We start from the raw sequence: 18,076 nt of genomic DNA, 5'->3' as shown, positions 1-18,076 counted from the left end.
CGGTGCTCCGTGCTTAATGGTTGCGGACCGCGAAGGTCTTGGTGGGCTGCGCCGCCGCGTCGTACAGCGCGCGATCGCTGTCGGTGGTGTAGTACACCGAGGTGGTGCGCGCGTAGTAGCGCGCGTCGTCGGCCAGCGACAGGTTGACGATGATCTCGGTCTTCGGCGTGTCACCAGTGGCGAACTGGGAATGGAACCAGGAATAGGCGTCCTCGGCGAAGATGGCGGCGGTGGCCAGCCACTCGACGGTGTGGTCGATTTCGGTCAGCACCCAGGCGCCCGCCACCAGCAGGCTGCGCTCGCCGGCGAACTTGTACTGCGGACGCTTGGCCGAGAAAGCGACTACCTGGGTGTCGAGTTCGATGCGCAGGGTGTTCGCATCCGGCACCTTGACCACGATGTAGCCGTCGTTGACCAGGGCCGAGACCAGATGGCTGCTCACGCCCTGGGCAAAGGCGCTCGACTGCTGCGAGCTGACGTACAGCGGGCGTTTCGCATTCACCTTCAGCGAGGGCGCGAGCTGGCCCGCCATGTGGCGTGCGATCACGCCCCAGTGCGCAGCCGCCTGCAGCTTGGCCTGCTGGGTGCTGGGGAAGTTGGTGGCCACCGGGGCCGGGCTGTAGGGAATGGCGCAGCCCGCCGCCAGGAGGGCGCCGCAGAGCGCGAGGGCGGCTCGAAATCGCATGTGTGTCCTGTCAGTCTGTCGAAGGGCGCGCGGGGCGCCGGGTCGGGTGGGACTGTAGCACAGGCGTTTCCGTGGGGCAATTAACTCAACGGGTGCTGATGGGTACTAACAACGCTATCGGCGTGCGACGAACTTGGGTTCCGGCCTTCGCCGGAACGACGTGCATGGGCTGGCAGCTAGCGGTAGAGCCGTCATGCGCGCCACTGGCGCCCATGACTCCCGGCGCAGGCCGGGATCCAATTTTGCTCGATCAACCCGGAACTTCAGAACCGGTCAAGAACGCCTCGATCATCCGCGCCAGCAATTCCGGCTGATCGTGATGCAGCATATGCCCCGCTCCCGGCATCATGCGCGCCGTGACCTTGGCCAAGTGCTCGCGGCGCCGGTCGATCTCCGCCCTCGCCTGCTCCTTCGGCCCCATCCAGCGCCACATCTCGGTTTCTTCCGCCTCGATCCACAGCACCGGCGCCGTGATCTGGGTCCAGCAGGCCAGCACCTCGTCGGCGTGGTACAGCAGCGGGCCGGTCATCTTGTGCGCCGGGTCGCCCAGGATGCGCCACTGGCCGTCCGCGTCCCGAGCCGCCCAGTGCCCCGCCAGGAAGGCGGCCCGCTCGCCGGACAAACGCGGATTGGTCTTCTGCAGCCGCGCCGCCACCTCGTCCAGGCTGGCATAGCCGCGCATCTCCGGCTTGGCCTTCAATTCGTCGAGCCACTTGGCGAAACGCCCCGGCGCCTGCGAGGGGCGGGTCGCGGGCAGGCCGAAGCCTTCCAGGTTGATCAGCCGGGCGATGCGCGCGGGGCGCACGCCTGCATACAGGCTGGCGATGTTGCCGCCCATGCTGTGGCCCAGCAGGTTCACGGCCTCGCCCGGCGCGTAATGGTCGAGCACCGCTTCCAGGTCGGCCAGGTAGTCCGGGAACCAGTAGGTGTCGGAGTGCGAGCGCTCGCTCAGCCCGAAGCCGCGCCAGTCGAAGGCAATCACGTGCCAGTCGCCCTTGAGTGCGTCGACCACGAACTGGAACGAGGCGGCGACGTCCATCCAGCCGTGCTGCATGAAGATCTTCGGGGCGCCTTCGCGGCCCCAGTGGCGCACATGGGTGCGCAGGCCGCGGATGGTGAGGAATTCGGAACGGGATGCTTGCATAAGTCAGGCAAAAGCGTGAGCGAAAGGAGGAAAAAAGTACGACCGTTCGCATTATACCGCTTCAATCTTGATTTCGTCTTGCCCGTCCCCATTTGCGATCGACCGGACGATGGCGGACAGGGGGTTTACAATAGCGGCATTTCAATCTTCCGCGAGCACATCCATGGCGATTTACCAGCTGGGCGAGCATGCGCCCGAGATCGACACCTCAAGCTTCGTGGCCGATTCGGCAACCCTGATCGGCAAGGTCACGCTCGAGGCCAACGCCTCGGTGTGGTACGGCGCGACGCTGCGCGGCGACAACGAGCGCATCACCATCGGTGAAAACAGCAACGTGCAGGAAGGCACGGTGATGCATACCGATATGGGATTCCCGCTCACGCTGGGCAAGAACGTGACCGTCGGCCACCAGGCCATGCTGCATGGCTGCACGGTCGGCGACGGTTCGCTGATCGGCATCCAGGCCGTCATCCTGAATGGCGCCCGGATCGGCAAGGGCTGCCTGGTGGGCGCCGGCGCGCTGGTTACTGAAGGCAAAGAGTTCCCGGACGGTTCGCTGATCCTCGGTTCGCCTGCCAAGGTCGTGCGCACCCTGACGGAAGAAGACATGCTGCGCCTGCAGGCCAGCGCCGCGAGCTACGTGGCGCGCGGCCAGCTGTTCAAGGCGCAGCTCAAGCAAATCGGATAACAGAATGACAGACACTCGCGACACCCTCCAAAAATTCATCTTCGATAACGCCGCCGTGCGCGGCGAGCTGATCGAAATTTCCGACACCTGGCGCGAGATCCAGGCCCGGCATGCCTACCCGAAGGCAGTGCGCGCCGCCCTCGGCGAAATGGTGGCCGCGTCTGCCCTGCTGTCGGCCAACCTGAAGTTCAACGGCGCCATCGTGATGCAGATCTTCGGCGACGGCCCGGTGCGCCTGCTGGTGGTCGAGTGCGACGCCCAGCTGCGCATCCGCGCCACCGCGAAACTGGCGCCGGACGCCGAGCTGGCCGACGACGCGACCCTGGAGCAGATGTTCAATGCGCACGGCAAGGGCCGCTTCGTGATCACGCTCGATCCGGTCGACAAGGTGCCCGGCCAGCAGCCCTACCAGGGCGTGGTGCCGCTGATCGGTGACGACATGGCGACCGTGATCGAGAACTACATGCTGCGTTCCGAGCAGATGGACACGCGCCTGTGGCTAGCGGCCGACGACCAGGTGTCGCGCGGCCTGCTGCTGCAGAAGCTCCCGCGCCATAGCGGCAAGGACGACCAGCAGAAGCAGGCTTCGGAAGCGGAAGACCTGGAAACCTGGAACCGCGCGGTCATGCTGGGCCAGACCCTCAAGCGCGAGGAACTCCTGAGCACGAACATCGAGACCCTGCTCAAGCGCCTGTTCTGGGAAGAGACGATCCGCGTCTTCGATCCGCAGCACCCGCAGTTCCACTGCAGCTGCACCCGCGAAAAGGTGGGCAACATGCTCAAGATGCTGGGCCAGCCGGAAGTGGAATCGGCGCTGGCCGACCTGGGCGAACTGGGCATCAACTGCGACTTCTGCGGCAAGCACTACGCATTCGACAAGGTCGATTGCGCCCAGCTGTTCGCCAGCGATACGCCGGTGGAAACCATGATGCCGGCCAGCGGCAGCATCAACTGAGCGTCGTAGCGGCGCTTTGCGAAAGTGGGCGGCGCTGCCGCCCACTTGTCGTTTACGGCGCAGGGGCCTGCGGCGCCTCGGCAAATTCATACACGACCAGCGCGTCGTCGTCCCAGCTCTTGTCGCGCAGCGGCGCCATGTAGGCGGCGCCGTTCAGGTGAAGCGGGAGCCCCGCCTTGCGCTCGCCCGACACGATCATGGCCGAGGCCAGACGCCGCGGTGCGCGGTAGGGATAGGACACCATCGGCAACCTGCACAGACCGCCTGCTGCCACCGCCCCTGCGCGGTACAGCAGTGGAATGTCTTCCTTGCGCACTGCCACGCCGACCTCGCACTCGAGGCGCAGGTCGCCCAGGCGCCGCGCATTCGCCGGCACGCCGGGCGTGCGTACGTGCGGGCGCCAGCGGATCTCGGCCTTCTTGCGGTTCGAAACCAGATCGGCCTGATCGTCGAAGGCTTCCCGGCTACGCGGCAAAACAAAGGTGCCGCTCGCGTCGAGCGGCAGCGCAATATCGACCGTATCGCCGGCGATGCGCAGCTGCAGGCCGTCGGTAACGGCCGGCTTGCCGTCCTTCGTCCACAGTTCGAAGCGCAGCTCCGCCTTCGGCGCCAGCGCGCGCTTTTCTTCCCATGCGTCGAGGCCGCGCACCATGCGGCGGTAGGGAAGCAGCTCGGGATCCTTGATGCTGCTGACTTCGACCTTTTCGGTGGACGGCGCTTCTGGCGGCGTGCCGTCCTGGGCAAATGCGGGTGCGGCCATCGCCAGCAGGGCGGCGATGATGGAAAGTCGCTTCATGAGGGTCCTTCATCGGCAAGAGGTGCCTGCATTGTAAAGACGGCAGGGTTGCCAATGTGCGCACATTCTCACGCCCCGCATTTGAACCGTGACACTCAAAACACGTATTTTCTTCAGCGGTGCTAAGCTGATGCATCTTTGACAGTGTTGTCATTTCCTTACAAACACTGCACTCACCCACAGGAGAAAAACGATGCACATGGATACCGGAATCAGCACCGAAGACCGCGCCAAGATCGTCGATTCGCTCTCGACCGTCCTGGGCGACGCGTTCATGCTTTACCTGAAGACCCACAACTTCCACTGGAACGTCACCGGGCCGATGTTCTCGACCCTGCACGTGATGTTCGAGGAGCAGTACACCGAGCAATGGAATGCGCTGGACGAGATCGCCGAACGCATCCGCGCCCTGGGCCATTTCGCCCCTGCCACCTCCAAGCGCTACGTCGAACTGTCGAGCATCAAGGAAGAGCCGGAAGTCCTGTCGGCCAAGGAAATGATCCGCCAGCTGGTCGAAGGCAACGAAATCCTGGTGCGCACCATGCGCCAGGGCGTCAAGGTTGCCGACGACCTGGACGACTTCCCGACCGCCGACATGCTGACCACCCGCATGGAAGTGCACGAGAAGAACGCCTGGATGCTGCGCTCCTTCCTGGAGCAAGGCGCTGGCGCGAGCCAGGGCGACGCCTCGTCGGATTGATGTGAAAATGGCCGCGGTCGCCGACCGCGGCACGTATCAAGCCTGGAGCTGGACGCTCCAGGTATTCAACCGCGACCTGACATGTGCAGGTCGACCACCTTCATGATCTCGAGCGTCAGGTCGAGGTTGAATTCCTCCGCCACCAGGGCGGTGTGCAAGGCGTCGCGCGGCATGCCCACGGCAGCCGCCAGCGCGCCGAGGCCGGGCGCCTGCGCCACGGCCCGCATGGCCACGGTGATGACGGCGCCGTCGCCGTCCTCGAAGGCATCGGCAAGACAGTCCGCAATGGCGTCGAGCGAATCGAGCTCTGCGGGATTCAGAGGGGTGTTTTCCTGGTTCATGCTGGGTTCCTTGAAGTCATTCTGCTGATCATACACTGCCAGGGTCTTACCCTGTACGCATCATGACGCCCACCTTCCGGTAAGTTTAGTGCAGTCCCAGTCCTACATGAATGTTGGTTTGCGGAAAGTCAACCATGGGTCGGCCTTGATGCATTCCAATACGCTTCGCCATATCGAGAGTAAGACCGCATCGAGCACGTCTGGCAAGCGTGGAAGGATCACTCGCCGGTCACATCCATAGGAGCGTCAATGAAGCGTATGTCCGCAGCGGCAGCAGCGTCGGTCGATCAAGAATGCAATCCTGTACCGGCTCGCCGAAAAATCACGGCCCGTTATCCCATCGCGACGATCGGGTCGCGTACCGTACAAGGCGGGGAGGTCGTCGTGGCCGATAACGTGGTGCACATGGACGGTTTCCGCATCGCCTGCGTCGGCGACCGGGTCCGCTATCCCGACGGCAGCGAAAGCATCATCGTTTCCGGCGCGGGCAATGCGTCCACGTTCGGCGACCGGCCGGTTGCGTTGGTCGGCAGCCACGTCGAGAACGGCGACCGGATCGCCCTGAGCCGGCAGAACATGGGCGAAATCGTGCTGTTCGAAGGGGATGCGCCGATCACGGGGCTGCTGCAACCCGGCTACATGCCGGCACGGGGTAGCAGCGAAGCCTGAACGCGCCGCCGGGCGCTGCCGCTGGTACGGGAAAGGCGGAGATCAGCGGCCGCCCTTTTTTTCCTTCTCCGGCGGCGGGGGCGGCGGCACGGTCATCGAGACCGCGGGCTGTTCGTCCTTGCGCAGCACCTGCACGAAGATTTCATTCTGCTTGATCATGCCCAGTTCGTAGCGGGCACGCTCCTCCACCGCGCCGGTGCCGTCGCGCAGGTCGCGCACTTCCGATTCCAGCTTGGCATTGCGCGCTTCCAGCAGCTCGGTCTTGTTGCGGGTCTTGTCGACCTGCTCGCGCATGTCGGCGACGTTCAGCCAGCCACCCTTCCCCAGCCACAGCGGGTACTGGATCAATAGCAGCAGGACGGCGAGGGCGATGGTGATGAGTCGCATGAATGCAGTGAGACGAAAGACGAGGCCGGACTGCCCGCGGGGGCAGTCCGGCCAGGGGCCCTTGCTTCGGGTTTACTTCAGATTAAAGAACGCGTCGCGGCCCGGGTAGGAAGCGACGTCGCCCAGGTCTTCCTCGATGCGCAGCAACTGGTTGTACTTGGCCATGCGGTCCGAGCGCGACATCGAGCCGGTCTTGATCTGCAGGGCGTTCAGGCCGACCGCGATGTCCGCGATGGTCGAGTCTTCGGTTTCGCCCGAACGGTGCGAGATCACGGCGGTGTAGCCGGCGCGCTTGGCCATCTCGATGGCGGCGAAGGTCTCGGTCAGGGTGCCGATCTGATTGATCTTGATGAGGATCGAGTTGGCGATGCCCTTCTGGATGCCCTCTTTCAGGATCTTGGTGTTGGTGACGAACAAATCGTCGCCCACCAGCTGCACCCGCTTGCCCAGGGCGGCGGTCAGGGTCGCCCAGCCTTCCCAGTCGCCTTCGGCCATGGCGTCCTCGATCGAGATGATCGGGTACTTGTCGCACCAGGTGGCGAGCATGTTGGTGAAGTCCGCGCTAGAGAGTGCCAGGCCACCCTCGCCTTCGAGCACGTACTTGCCGTCCTTGTAGAATTCGCTCGCGGCGCAGTCCAGGCCCAGCGCGAAGTCCTGGCCGGCCACGTAGCCGGCCTGCTCGATCGCCTGCATGATCAGCTTGATCGCTTCTTCATGGTTGGCAACCGACGGGGCGAAGCCGCCTTCGTCGCCGACGGCGGTGTTCAGGCCCTGGGAATGCAGGATCTTCTTGAGCGTGTGGAACACTTCGGCGCCCCAGCGGATCGCTTCCTTGAACGACGGTGCGCCGACCGGGATGATCATGAATTCCTGGATGTCCAGGTTGTTGTCGGCGTGGGCGCCGCCGTTGATGACGTTCATCATCGGGACCGGCAGCTGCATTGCGCCCGAACCGCCGAAGTAGCGGTACAGCGGCAGGCCGGCTTCCTCGGCGGCTGCCTTGGCCACGGCCATCGACACGGCCAGCATGGCGTTGGCGCCCAGGCGGCTCTTGTTTTCGGTGCCGTCGAGATCGATCAGGGTGCGGTCCAGGAAGGCTTGCTCGTTGGCGTCCAGGCCCATGATCGCTTCGGAGATCTCGGTGTTGATATTCTCGCAGGCCTGCAGCACGCCCTTGCCGAAGTAACGCTTGGGGTCGCCGTCGCGCAGTTCGATCGCTTCGCGCGAACCGGTCGAGGCGCCCGAAGGCACGGCGGCGCGGCCCATCACGCCCGATTCCAGCAGGACGTCGCATTCCACGGTCGGATTACCGCGCGAATCAATGATTTCGCGGCCGATGATATCAACGATAGCACTCATGTTTTTCAGTCTCCGGAAAGGTAAAAATCTGTAGCAGCCGCCTGCTGGGCAACCCCTTGGCAGCCAAATCGCTTGACATTGTAACAAATGCGCGCGTCCGCCCGATCGCCGGGCGCACGCGCGCATTTTGCCGATGCCGTGCTTACTTGAAGTCCGCTTCCAGGAAGCCGGTCTTCTTGACGATGCGGTCGAGCTCGACCAGGGTCGTCAGCAGTTCCTTCATGCGTCCGAGCGGGACCGCGTTCGGGCCGTCCGACATGGCGTTGGCCGGGTCCGGGTGGGTCTCCATGAACAGGCCCGCGATGCCGGCCGCCACGGCCGCACGCGACAGCACCGGCACGTGTTCGCGCTGGCCGCCGGACGAGGTGCCCTGGCCGCCCGGCAGCTGCACCGAGTGGGTCGCGTCGAACACCACCGGGCAGTTCGATTCGCGCATGATGGCCAGGGAACGCATGTCCGAGACCAGGTTGTTGTAGCCGAACGAGACGCCGCGTTCGCAGGCCATGAAGTTATCTTCCGGCAGGCCCGCTTCGCGCGCGGCGGCGCGTGCCTTGTCGATCACGTTCTTCATGTCGCCCGGGGCCAGGAACTGGCCCTTCTTGATATTGACCGGCTTGCCCGAACGCGCGCAGGCGTTGATGAAGTCGGTCTGGCGGCACAGGAAGGCCGGCGTCTGCAGCACGTCGACCACGCTGGCGACCTGCGGGATCATCTCTTCGTCGTGCACATCGGTCAGGACCGGCACGCCGATTTCCTTGCGCACGTCGGCCAGGATTTCCAGGCCCTTCTCCATGCCGGGGCCGCGGAAGGACTTGCCGGACGAACGGTTGGCCTTGTCGAAGGACGACTTGTAGATGAAGGGGATGCCCAGCGCGCTGGTGATTTCCTTCAGCGTACCGGCGGTGTCGAGCGCCATCTGGCGCGATTCGATCACGCAGGTACCGGCGATCAGGAAGATCGGCTTGTCGAGGCCGACGTCGAATCCGGCGAGTTTCATGCTGCGTCTCCTTGCAGTGCCGGCGAACTGTTCGCCGCCACGTTGGTGTTGCCCGCCTGGTGCTTCAGGGCGGCCTGGATGAACGAGGTAAACAGCGGGTGGCCGTTACGCGGGGTCGACTTGAACTCCGGGTGGAACTGCACGCCGATGTAGAACGGGTGCACCTCGCGCGGCAGTTCCATGATTTCCAGCAGGTCTTCGTTCGGGGTGCGCGCCGATACCACCAGGCCGGCCGCTTCGATCTTCGGCAGGTAGTAGTTGTTGCCTTCGTAGCGGTGGCGATGGCGCTCGGTCACCACGTTGCCGTAGATTTCGGCGGCCAGGGTGCCCGGGTTCACGGCGCAGGTCTGCGCGCCCAGGCGCATGGTGCCGCCCAGGTCGGAATTGACGTCGCGCTTCTCGACCTTGCCGTCATGGTTCTGCCATTCGGTGATCAGGGCGACCACCGGCTGGTCGGTTTCCGGATCGAACTCGGTCGAGTTGGCGTTCGCCAGGCCGGCCATGTTGCGCGCGTATTCGATCAGCGCGACCTGCATGCCCAGGCAGATGCCGAGGTAAGGGATCTTGTTTTCGCGCGCGTAGCGGGCGGCCAGGATCTTGCCTTCCACGCCGCGCTTGCCGAAGCCGCCCGGGACCAGGATGGCGTCGTACTTGGCCAGGTGGTCGCAACCCTTGCTTTCGATCTCTTCCGAGTCGAGGTATTCGATGTTGACACGGCTCTCGGTATGGATGCCGGCGTGGCGCAGCGCCTCGGTCAGCGACTTGTACGATTCGATCAGGTCGACGTACTTGCCCACCATGCCGATGGTGATCTCGTGCTTCGGGTTTTCCAGGGTGTGGATCAGCTTGGTCCACATCGACAGGTCGGCTTTCGGCGCTTCCAGGCCGAGCGCTTCCAGGATGATGTCGTCCAGGCCCTGGTCGTGCAGCACCTGCGGCACCTTGTAGATGGTGTCCACGTCCCACACCGAGATCACGGCCTGCTCTTCCACGTTGGCGAACAGCGAGATCTTGCCGCGCTCGTCGTCGGGGATGCGGCGGTCGGCGCGGCACAGCAGCGCGTTCGGCGAGATGCCGATCTCGCGCAGCTTCTGCACCGAGTGCTGGGTCGGCTTGGTCTTCAGTTCGCCGGCCGAGGCAATCCAGGGCACCAGGGTCAGGTGCACGAACGCGGCGCCCTTGCGGCCCGAGCGCAGCGACAGCTGGCGCGCGGCTTCCAGGAAAGGCAGCGACTCGATGTCGCCGACGGTGCCGCCGATCTCGACCAGCGCCACGTCCACGCCTTCGGCGCCGCGGCGGATGTAGTCCTGGATTTCATTGGTGATGTGCGGGATCACCTGCACGGTCTTGCCGAGGTACTCGCCACGGCGCTCTTTACGAATCACCGACTCGTAGATCTGGCCCGTGGTGAAGTTGTTCACCTTCTTCATGCGGGTGCTGATGAAGCGCTCGTAGTGGCCCAGGTCCAGGTCGGTCTCGGCGCCGTCGTCGGTGACGAACACTTCGCCGTGCTGGGTGGGGCTCATGGTGCCCGGGTCCACGTTGATGTACGGGTCGAGCTTGAGCAGGGTGACTTTGAGGCCGCGCGATTCGAGGATCGCGGCGAGGGAAGCGGCTGCGATCCCCTTGCCCAGGGAAGACACGACGCCGCCAGTGACGAATACGAATTTGGTCATTTGTACTGAAGGTGCCGAATGGCACGCGCGGGAAATAGAAATTATACCTTAAACCGCGCAAATACTTCTGGTCACCATGCCAAGTTCACGGCAAAAGGCGCGTTTGGATGCGATTGCCGGAGAAAAAGATGGCATCTGCATGGGATCCCGGTAGAGCCCCTTCCGGCGCCGTGCAAGAATATGCCTCATCAATTGACGGGCTGGCGGGGTGCCCACCTATACTGGGCTTTTTTGTCCGGCCCACATGCATACCCTTATCGACCCGCCTGCCGACTTCGCCAAGGAGGCGCCCGCCAGCGCCGCGCCGCGCACCCTGGCGCTGAGCTTTACCGGCGACGGCCGGGAATACTTCCGCATCTGGGTCGTCAACCTGTTCCTGACCCTGGCCACCTTCGGCATCTATTCGGCCTGGGCCAAGGTGCGCCGCTTGCAGTATTTCGACCGTAACACCATCCTGGCCGGGGCCAGCTTCGATTTCCACGGCAATCCGAAGGCCGTGCTGGTGGGCCGCATGCTGTCGGTCTTGCTGCTGGTGGCCTACCACTATGCCTTCGGTTTTTCGACCACTTTCGGACTCGTGACCATCGCCGGCCTGCTGCTCGCCTTCCCCTACCTGATGCGCGGCGCGCTGCGCTTCCGCCTGGGGAACACCAGCTACCGCGGCCTGCGCCTGGGCTTCGACGGCACGGTGGGCCAGGCCTACCTGACCTGGCTGCCGCCCGCCTTCACCTTCCTGGCGCCTGGCGTGCTGCTGGCCCTGAATCCGGGCCAGCCCTGGCTGGCCGCGCTGCCGCTGCCGTTCTACCTGCTGTGGCCACTGATGCATGCACGGATCCGCCGCTTCCAGCATGCCCACCTGCTGTTCGGCGACCAGCATGCCCGCTATGAGGTCAAGGCACGCCGCTTCTACCGCTTCTACCTGGTATCCGGCGCCCTGATTCTGGCATCAGTCGTCAGCGCCGTATTCGTGGCCGGAATCGTCGGTGCCGTCACCGGCAGCGGCCGCATTGCAGTCATGCTCATCGGCCTGGCGGTCACCGCCGTGGCGACCTACGTGGTCTACCTGCTGATGGGCCCCTACCTCGTAGTGAGGGTATCGAACCTGGCCTGGTCACATACCAGCTTCCCCGGCATCCGCTTCCGCTCGACGCTGCCGGCGTACGACTTCATGAGCCTGCAGACCAAGAACGCCCTGCTCACCGTGCTCACGCTTGGCCTGTACCGCCCCTTCGCCGTGGTCAGCGTCTATCGCTATCGGCTGGCGCACCTGCACGTCGAGGTGGACGGCGACATCGAGGCGGCCGCGGCCCACGTGGCTACTCGCGCCGGCGCGGCCGGTGACGGAGCCGCGGACGGCTTCGGCATCGACCTCTCCTGGTAACGCATTCGGCAAAGGACTTCACACCCACATGAGCGCAGCACACTATTTCGATGGCCGCAGTGCACGCCTGCACGTGGTCGAACTGAGCGCCGGCGACGGCGCCATCCACCTGCGCGACTGCGAAACGACGCGCAGCTACCGCACGGCCGCTACGCGTCTGGCCGAACCTTTCGAGCATGCCCCCGCAGTCCTGTACTTCGACGACGGCACCCATGCTGAAGTCGCGGACCCCGCCATGCGTCCGGTACTGGCCGCCGCGCTGGGCTACCGCAAATCCTGGGTGGTGCGCTGGCAGGAACACACCGTGGCCGCACTGGCCGCCCTGGTCCTGCTGGTGGGTCTGATCGCCGCCGCCTGGCACTGGGGCGTTCCGGCCGCCGCCGAGCGTCTGTCGCGCGCCGTGCCGCCGCCGGCCGACCTGGCCCTCGGCCGCAACGCGCTCGCCCTGCTGCAGCGCCAAGGCATCCTGCAGACCTCGCGCCTGAGCGAGGACCGGATCACGGCGCTCGCTGGCATCCTGCAACGGGTTCAGCCGGCCGCGCCGCGCATCCCGCTGCGGCTACAGGTCCATGCCGCGCCGCAGCTGGGTCCGAATGCGCTGGCCTTCCCCGACGGGACCATCGTCCTCACCGACGACATGGTGCGCATGGTGATGGGCAATAGCAACGACCTGGACTCGAACGCAGCGGCCGCGCTGGCCGGCGTGCTGGCGCACGAGGTCGGCCATATCGAGATGCGCCACAGTGTGCGCACGATCACGCGTTCCTCGCTGACGGCAGCCCTGTCCGCCACGCTGTTCGGCGACTTCAGCGCCGTCGCCGCCGGCCTGCCTGCCGTACTGAGCAACATGGAATATTCACGCGAGATGGAACTGGCGGCCGACGACTATGCGGCCCGTGCGCTGCAGGCAAACGGCATCCCGGCAGCGCCGCTGGCAGACCTGTTCCTCCATCTCGACGAGCGAGCCAGCAAGTTGCCCAAGTTCATGCGCCAGGCAATGTCCTATGCGTCCAGTCATCCAGGCGGAGACGCCCGCAGCCAGCGCCTGCGCAAGGCACCAGGCAGCCAGGCAGACTGAGCCCGGGTGTTGCAAATCATCTATACAAGCCGGCGGCGTAAAGATAAAGCATGCATTACTGTTACAAATGGGCAATAATTGTTGTTTCCCATCGGTATGTTTGGCAGAGTCAGTTATGCGCACTTTTAACAATCTCGGCATCGGCATCCGCCTGGCCGTCGGCTTTACTCTCACCCTGGTCATGGCGGTCCTGATCGCCGGCTCAGGCATGTGGCGCCTCGAACAGGTCTCCAGCGCCGCCCGCGACACCCTGGCAGCGCCGCTCACCAAGGAACGGCTGATCACCGAGTGGCATACCCAGATCTTCGCTGCCGTGCGCCGCACCGCTGCCATCGTCAAGAGCAGCGATCCCTCGTTGACCGGCTATTTCAAGGAAGACGCCGCCGCCACCGCCAAGACCTCCGCCGACCTGGTCAAGCAGATCGAACCGCTGATCGCGGGCGAGCAGGAAAGCGCCCTGTTCAAGCGCATCACCGAACAGCGCAAGCTGTACGGCGCCGCGCGCGACAACGCCATCAAGGCCAAGGCCGAGGGCAACCAGGAACTGGCCGACCAGATCCTGGATCAGTCCTTCACTCCGGCCGCCAAGGCCTACCAGGAATCGATCCATGAACTGGTCGCGATGCAGCGCGCCCACATCACCGCCACCGCTGCCGGCATCGATGCGACCGCCACCCGCGGCCAGATGATCATCGCCGGCCTGACGGCGGGCGCCGTGCTGCTCGGCGCGCTGTTCTCGTGGATGCTCACGCGCGGCATCACGCGCCCGATCCGCGCCGCCGTGCAGGCCGCCGAGACCGTGGCCGCGGGTGACCTGAGCAGCCGCATCGACGCCGACACGAAGGACGAGACCGGCGCCCTGCTGCGCGCCCTCGGCCACATGAACGACAGCCTGGTCAAGATCGTCAGCGAGGTGCGCAGCGGCACCGACACCATCGCCACCGCATCCGGCGAGATCAGCGCCGGCAGCCTCGATTTGTCGAGCCGCACCGAACAGCAGGCGGCTTCGCTGGAAGAGACCGCGGCCTCGATGGAAGAGCTCACGGGGACCGTGCGCCAGAACGCCGACAACGCGCGCCAGGCCAACCAGCTGGCGATCACCGCGTCCAGCGTGGCCCTCGATGCCGGCAACGTGGTGGGCCAGGTCATCACCACCATGGGCTCGATCAACGACTCCTCGAAGAAGATCGTCGACATCATCGGCGTGATCGACGGCATCGCCTTCCAGACCAATATCCTGGCCCTGAACGCGGCCGTGGAAGCGGCGCGCGCCGGCGAACAGGGCCGCGGCTTCGCGGTGGTGGCGTCCGAAGTGCGCACCCTGGCCCAGCGCTCGGCGGCGGCGGCCAAGGAGATCAAGACCCTGATCGGCGCCTCGGTCGAGAAGGTCGAAGCCGGCACCAGGCTGGTGGACCAGACCGGCGACACCATGGAGCAAGTAGTCACCTCGATCCGCCGCGTCACCGACATCATGGCCGAGATTGCGTCGGCCAGTCAGGAACAGATCCACGGCATCGAGCAGGTCAACCAGGCCATCGGCCTGATGGACGAATCGACCCAGCAGAACGCCGCGCTGGTGGAGGAATCGGCTGCCGCAGCTAGCGCCCTGCAGGACCAGGCCGCGCGCCTGGCCGGCATGGTGAACGTGTTCAGGCTCGATGCGCAGGCGGCCGCACCGGCGGCGGCGCCCCGTTCGCTCGCAGGCGGCGCAGGAATCGGAAAGCTGCTGATTTCCTGACCATTTGGTAAAAAAGGTAAAAAAAGGCCGGGCCCTGTGCATGACAGGGCCCGGCCTTTTCATTTGCTACGCAGGGATTACTTTGCGCCCGGCTTCATCAGGTCGAGCAGCACCGCGGTTTCGGCCGCGATGAAGGAAGTCACGGTCGGCTTGAAGTCCGGCGCCCACTGCGGCGAGTGGGTGCCCGGCGGGTACTTGCCGGCCTGGCGCGCGGCGGCCAGCTTGCCCGGCTCGACGGCGCCGACGTGCAGCAGGATGGCCTTGACGCCGGCCTGGCCGTAGTGGGCGAAGTCTTCCGAGGTCATCTTGGCCGGCATCTCGCTCACGTTCTGCTCGCCGATGGAGCCCTTGATTGCGGCGACGGCGCGCGCGGTCAGTTCCGGATCGTTGAACACCGGGAAGGGGCCCGGCTTGACGTCGATGGTCGGCTCCTTCGGTGCGCCGGCCGCGATGGCTTCGCCCTTTACTTCGCGGGCGATGCTGGCCAGCACGCGCTGGCGCACTTCCGGACGGAAGGTACGTACCGTCAGCATCAGCTTGACCTGGTCCGGCACCACGTTGGCCTGGGTGCCGCCGTTGATGCTGCCGACGGTGATCACGACCGGGTCGGCCGGGTTGTTCTCGCGCGAGACCAGGGTCTGCAGCGCCATCACGATACGCGCCGACATCACGACCGGGTCGCGCGTCTCGTGCGGGGTGGCGCCGTGGCCGCCCTGGCCGTGGATGGTGATGGTGACCGTGTCGGCCGAGGCGCGGAACGGGCCGGCGCGGTAGCCCACGTGGCCGGCCGGCAGCGTGCCTTCGTCGTGCATCGACAGCGCGTAGTCAGGCTTCGGGAAGCGCGTGAACAGGCCGTCCTTGAGCATGGCGAGGGCGCCGGTCAGCGGCTCTTCGGCCGGCTGGCCGACCAGCATCAGGGTGCCGCTCCAGGCCTTGCGGTTGTCCGCCATCAGCTTGGCGGTCGCGTACCAGGCCGACATGTGGACGTCGTGGCCGCAGGCGTGCATGGTCGACACGGTTTCGCCGGCCGCGTTCTTCTGGGTGTGGGCGCTGGCGAACGGCAGGCCGGTCTTTTCCTGGACCGGCAGGCCGTCCATTTCGGTACGCAGCATCACGGTCGGGCCGGGGCCGTTCTTCAGGATCGCCACCACGCCGGTGCCGCCGACGCCGGTGGTCACGTCGAAGCCCAGCGCCTTGGCGCGCTCGGCGAGCTTCTTCGCGGTCTGGTGTTCCTGGAAGGCCAGTTCCGGCGTGCGGTGCAGGTCCTGGTACAGGGCTTCGACCGACGGGAACATCTTGTCGAGCTGGGCGCGCATTTCCGGCGGCAGACCGGCGGCGTGGGCGGAACTGGCGGCGAAGGCACCGGCCAGCAGGAGTTGTCGGATGAGACGGGCGGATTGTTTCATGGATCTTCTCGAAAAACGGGGGAACGGAGGCGACTCCGATGGACTGTACTGGCAATCATCGGGGCCGGAACCATAACAGACGCATTTCCATGCGGCAATATTTAACAATTAACATGGGTAGTTCTACGTAACAAAAGTGTCGTAAAAATTTCTCATTTTCATTTTTTATTTCTACAGAGAATTGATTTACACGTAAAATCCGTCCCCTCAAGTGATGTCGGACTATTCCTACGCGCCGCACGTGCCACGCCTTCAACGTCGCCTGCAGCCGCCGGCGTTCACGCCACCCTCGAATACCACAAGGACGCTGTAATGGGTTTCATCTCGAATATTCGCATTGGACGACGCCTCGGTCTCGGCTTTGCCGTGATCCTGGCGATGACGCTCTTGATCGCCGTGGCCGGCATCTCGCGCATGAACGACGTGGCGGCGTCGACCCGCGACATGATGGCGGCGCCCCTGACCAAGGAGCGCCTGATCACCGACTGGTACAGCCTGAATTTCGCCTCGATCCGCCGCACCGCCGCGATCGTCAAGAGCGCCGACCCGGAACTCGGCCCCTACTTCAAGGAAGATGCCGCCGCCTCGGTCAAGAAGGCAGCCGAACTGCTCAAGCAGATCGAGCCGCTGATCGCGGGCGAAAAGGAAAAGGCGCTGTTCGCCAAGATCCTGGAACAGCGCAAGACCTACAGCGCCTCGCGCGACGGCGCGGTCAAGGCCAAGGCCGACGGCAATGCCGAGGAAGCCGCGCGCATCCTCGAGCAGGGCTTCACGCCGGCGGCGCAGAAGTACCAGGACTTGCTGCACGAGCTGGTGCTCATGCAGCGCAGCAGCATCGACCAGACCGCCAAGGCGATCGACGAGAGCGCGCGCCACAACAGCACCGTCATCAGCGTGCTGGCCGCCGGCGCGGTGCTGCTCGGCGCCGCCCTGTCGTGGCTGCTCACCACCGGCATCACCCGCCCGATCCATGCCGCCGTGCAGGCCGCCGAGACCGTGGCCTCGGGCGACCTGACCGGCCACATCAAAGCCGACACGAAGGACGAAACCGGCGCCCTGCTGCGCGCCCTGCGCAACATGAACGACAGCCTGGTGAAGATCGTCAGCGAAGTGCGCAGCGGCACCGACACCATCGCCACCGGCTCGGCGGAAATCTCGGCCGGCAACTTCGACCTGTCGGCACGTACCGAACAGCAGGCCGGCGCGCTGGAGGAAACCGCGGCGTCGATGGAAGAACTGACCACCACGGTGCGCCAGAACGCCGACAATGCGCGCCAGGCCAACCAGCTGGCGATCACTGCGTCCAGCGTGGCCCTCGATGCCGGCAACGTGGTGGGCCAGGTCATCACCACCATGGGCTCGATCAACGACTCCTCGAAGAAGATCGTCGACATCATCGGCGTGATCGACGGCATCGCCTTCCAGACCAATATCCTGGCGCTGAACGCGGCCGTGGAAGCGGCGCGCGCCGGCGAGCAGGGCCGCGGCTTCGCGGTGGTGGCGTCCGAAGTACGTACCCTGGCCCAGCGCTCCGCCGCCGCGGCGAAGGAGATCAAGACCCTGATCGGCGACTCGGTCGAGAAGGTCGAAGCCGGCACCCGGCTGGTGGACCAGACCGGCGACACCATGGAGCAAGTAGTCACCTCGATCCGCCGCGTCACCGACATCATGGCCGAGATTGCGTCGGCCAGTCAGGAACAGACCGGCGGCATCGAGCAGGTCAACCAGGCCATCGGCCAGATGGACCAGGTGACCCAGCAGAACGCAGCGCTGGTCGAAGAGTCGGCGGCGGCAGCGGCCTCGATGCAGGACCAGGCGGCCCGCCTGGCCCAGGTGGTCGGTGTGTTCAAGCTGGACGCCCAGGCCGCGAGCACCGCGACCGCGAGCGCCAGCCCGACCGCCCCGGCGCGCACCCTGGCGCTGGCGGCCAAGCCCGCCGCGCGCCCGGCCAAGCCGGCGCCGGCACGTGCACGTGCCACTGCGCATACCGAAGCCGAGGAATGGGAAACCTTCTGAGTCTGCCGTAAAAAAAATGATGAAACGCCCGGCCAAGCGCCGGGCGTTTCGTTTCGATCC

17 protein-coding genes are annotated in these 18,076 nt (G+C 65.2%); 8 read left to right on the top strand and 9 right to left on the bottom strand.

Going from position 1 to position 18,076, the window contains the following annotated elements; all coding sequences use genetic code 11:
• Positions 1-13 precede the first annotated feature (13 nt).
• The gene (locus FG94_RS17490; protein WP_036214254.1) at positions 14-685 is read right to left on the bottom strand and encodes a hypothetical protein; all 672 of its coding nucleotides are present in this window, start codon (positions 683-685) and stop codon (positions 14-16) included.
• Between the two features lie 250 nt (positions 686-935).
• On the bottom strand, positions 936-1,829 hold the full coding sequence (locus FG94_RS17485) for an alpha/beta fold hydrolase (RefSeq protein WP_036214252.1): 894 nt from the start codon (positions 1,827-1,829) through the stop codon (positions 936-938).
• A 163-nt stretch (positions 1,830-1,992) separates the two neighbouring features.
• On the opposite strand from FG94_RS17485, the gene FG94_RS17480 reads away from it, so the two are divergent.
• Together FG94_RS17480 and hslO are read left to right on the top strand one after the other, a co-directional pair.
• Complete coding sequence (locus FG94_RS17480) at positions 1,993-2,517, top strand: gamma carbonic anhydrase family protein (protein ID WP_036214250.1); 525 nt, start codon at positions 1,993-1,995, stop codon at positions 2,515-2,517.
• 4 nt (positions 2,518-2,521) lie between these two features.
• Positions 2,522-3,472, top strand: coding sequence for an Hsp33 family molecular chaperone HslO (gene hslO, locus FG94_RS17475; RefSeq protein WP_036214248.1), 951 nt, complete (start codon positions 2,522-2,524; stop codon positions 3,470-3,472).
• Between the two features lie 52 nt (positions 3,473-3,524).
• On the opposite strand, the gene FG94_RS17470 is transcribed toward hslO, so the two are convergent.
• Positions 3,525-4,268 carry a hypothetical protein gene (locus FG94_RS17470; RefSeq protein WP_036214246.1) on the bottom strand — a complete coding sequence of 248 codons (744 nt, stop codon included), beginning with the start codon at positions 4,266-4,268 and terminating at the stop codon, positions 3,525-3,527.
• A gap of 193 nt (positions 4,269-4,461) precedes the next feature.
• On the opposite strand from FG94_RS17470, the gene FG94_RS17465 reads away from it, so the two are divergent.
• Positions 4,462-4,968: a Dps family protein gene (locus tag FG94_RS17465; protein WP_036214244.1), complete on the top strand. Its 507-nt coding sequence runs from the start codon at positions 4,462-4,464 to the stop codon at positions 4,966-4,968.
• Between the two features lie 65 nt (positions 4,969-5,033).
• On the opposite strand, the gene FG94_RS17460 is transcribed toward FG94_RS17465, so the two are convergent.
• Complete coding sequence (locus FG94_RS17460; RefSeq protein WP_036214242.1) at positions 5,034-5,309, bottom strand: hypothetical protein; 276 nt, start codon at positions 5,307-5,309, stop codon at positions 5,034-5,036.
• A gap of 249 nt (positions 5,310-5,558) precedes the next feature.
• Between FG94_RS17460 and FG94_RS26725 the strand changes: the two genes are divergently transcribed.
• Entirely contained in the window at positions 5,559-5,978 is a 420-nt protein-coding gene (locus FG94_RS26725) for a PAAR domain-containing protein (protein WP_229445978.1), read from the top strand.
• A gap of 42 nt (positions 5,979-6,020) precedes the next feature.
• Here FG94_RS26725 and ftsB read toward each other — a convergent pair whose 3' ends face one another.
• From ftsB to FG94_RS17435, 4 genes are all read right to left on the bottom strand, one after another.
• A complete protein-coding gene (gene ftsB, locus FG94_RS17450; protein WP_036214240.1) occupies positions 6,021-6,365 on the bottom strand; it encodes a cell division protein FtsB in 345 nt (114 codons plus the stop codon).
• Positions 6,366-6,437: 72 nt separating this feature from the next.
• A complete protein-coding gene (gene eno, locus FG94_RS17445) occupies positions 6,438-7,724 on the bottom strand; it encodes a phosphopyruvate hydratase (protein ID WP_036214238.1) in 1,287 nt (428 codons plus the stop codon).
• A gap of 142 nt (positions 7,725-7,866) precedes the next feature.
• Positions 7,867-8,721, bottom strand: coding sequence for a 3-deoxy-8-phosphooctulonate synthase (gene kdsA / locus FG94_RS17440; protein WP_027864311.1), 855 nt, complete (start codon positions 8,719-8,721; stop codon positions 7,867-7,869).
• Entirely contained in the window at positions 8,718-10,397 is a 1,680-nt protein-coding gene (locus tag FG94_RS17435; RefSeq protein ID WP_036214237.1) for a CTP synthase, read from the bottom strand. Before FG94_RS17435 ends, kdsA begins: the two co-directional genes overlap by 4 nt.
• Before the next feature lie 244 nt (positions 10,398-10,641).
• On the opposite strand from FG94_RS17435, the gene FG94_RS17430 reads away from it, so the two are divergent.
• From FG94_RS17430 to FG94_RS17420, 3 genes are all read left to right on the top strand, one after another.
• Positions 10,642-11,778, top strand: a complete 1,137-nt coding sequence (locus FG94_RS17430) for a YjgN family protein (RefSeq protein WP_051996885.1) — start codon at positions 10,642-10,644, stop codon at positions 11,776-11,778.
• A 28-nt stretch (positions 11,779-11,806) separates the two neighbouring features.
• The gene (locus tag FG94_RS26130) at positions 11,807-12,856 is read left to right on the top strand and encodes a M48 family metallopeptidase (protein ID WP_051996884.1); all 1,050 of its coding nucleotides are present in this window, start codon (positions 11,807-11,809) and stop codon (positions 12,854-12,856) included.
• A gap of 115 nt (positions 12,857-12,971) precedes the next feature.
• Entirely contained in the window at positions 12,972-14,594 is a 1,623-nt protein-coding gene (locus tag FG94_RS17420; RefSeq protein WP_051996883.1) for a methyl-accepting chemotaxis protein, read from the top strand.
• Between the two features lie 77 nt (positions 14,595-14,671).
• On the opposite strand, the gene FG94_RS17415 is transcribed toward FG94_RS17420, so the two are convergent.
• On the bottom strand, positions 14,672-16,000 hold the full coding sequence (locus FG94_RS17415; RefSeq protein WP_036214235.1) for an amidohydrolase: 1,329 nt from the start codon (positions 15,998-16,000) through the stop codon (positions 14,672-14,674).
• A 312-nt stretch (positions 16,001-16,312) separates the two neighbouring features.
• Here FG94_RS17415 and FG94_RS17410 point away from each other — a divergent pair, with 312 nt between their 5' ends.
• A complete protein-coding gene (locus FG94_RS17410; protein ID WP_036214233.1) occupies positions 16,313-18,016 on the top strand; it encodes a methyl-accepting chemotaxis protein in 1,704 nt (567 codons plus the stop codon).
• Positions 18,017-18,076 lie beyond the last annotated feature (60 nt).

It is taken from the genome of Massilia sp. LC238, from assembly GCF_000735635.1.
In the GTDB taxonomy this organism is placed as follows: Bacteria; Pseudomonadota; Gammaproteobacteria; order Burkholderiales; family Burkholderiaceae_D; genus Telluria; species Telluria varians.
Note: the sequence above shows the minus strand (reverse complement) of the source record. Positions and strands in the feature narration are given on the sequence as shown.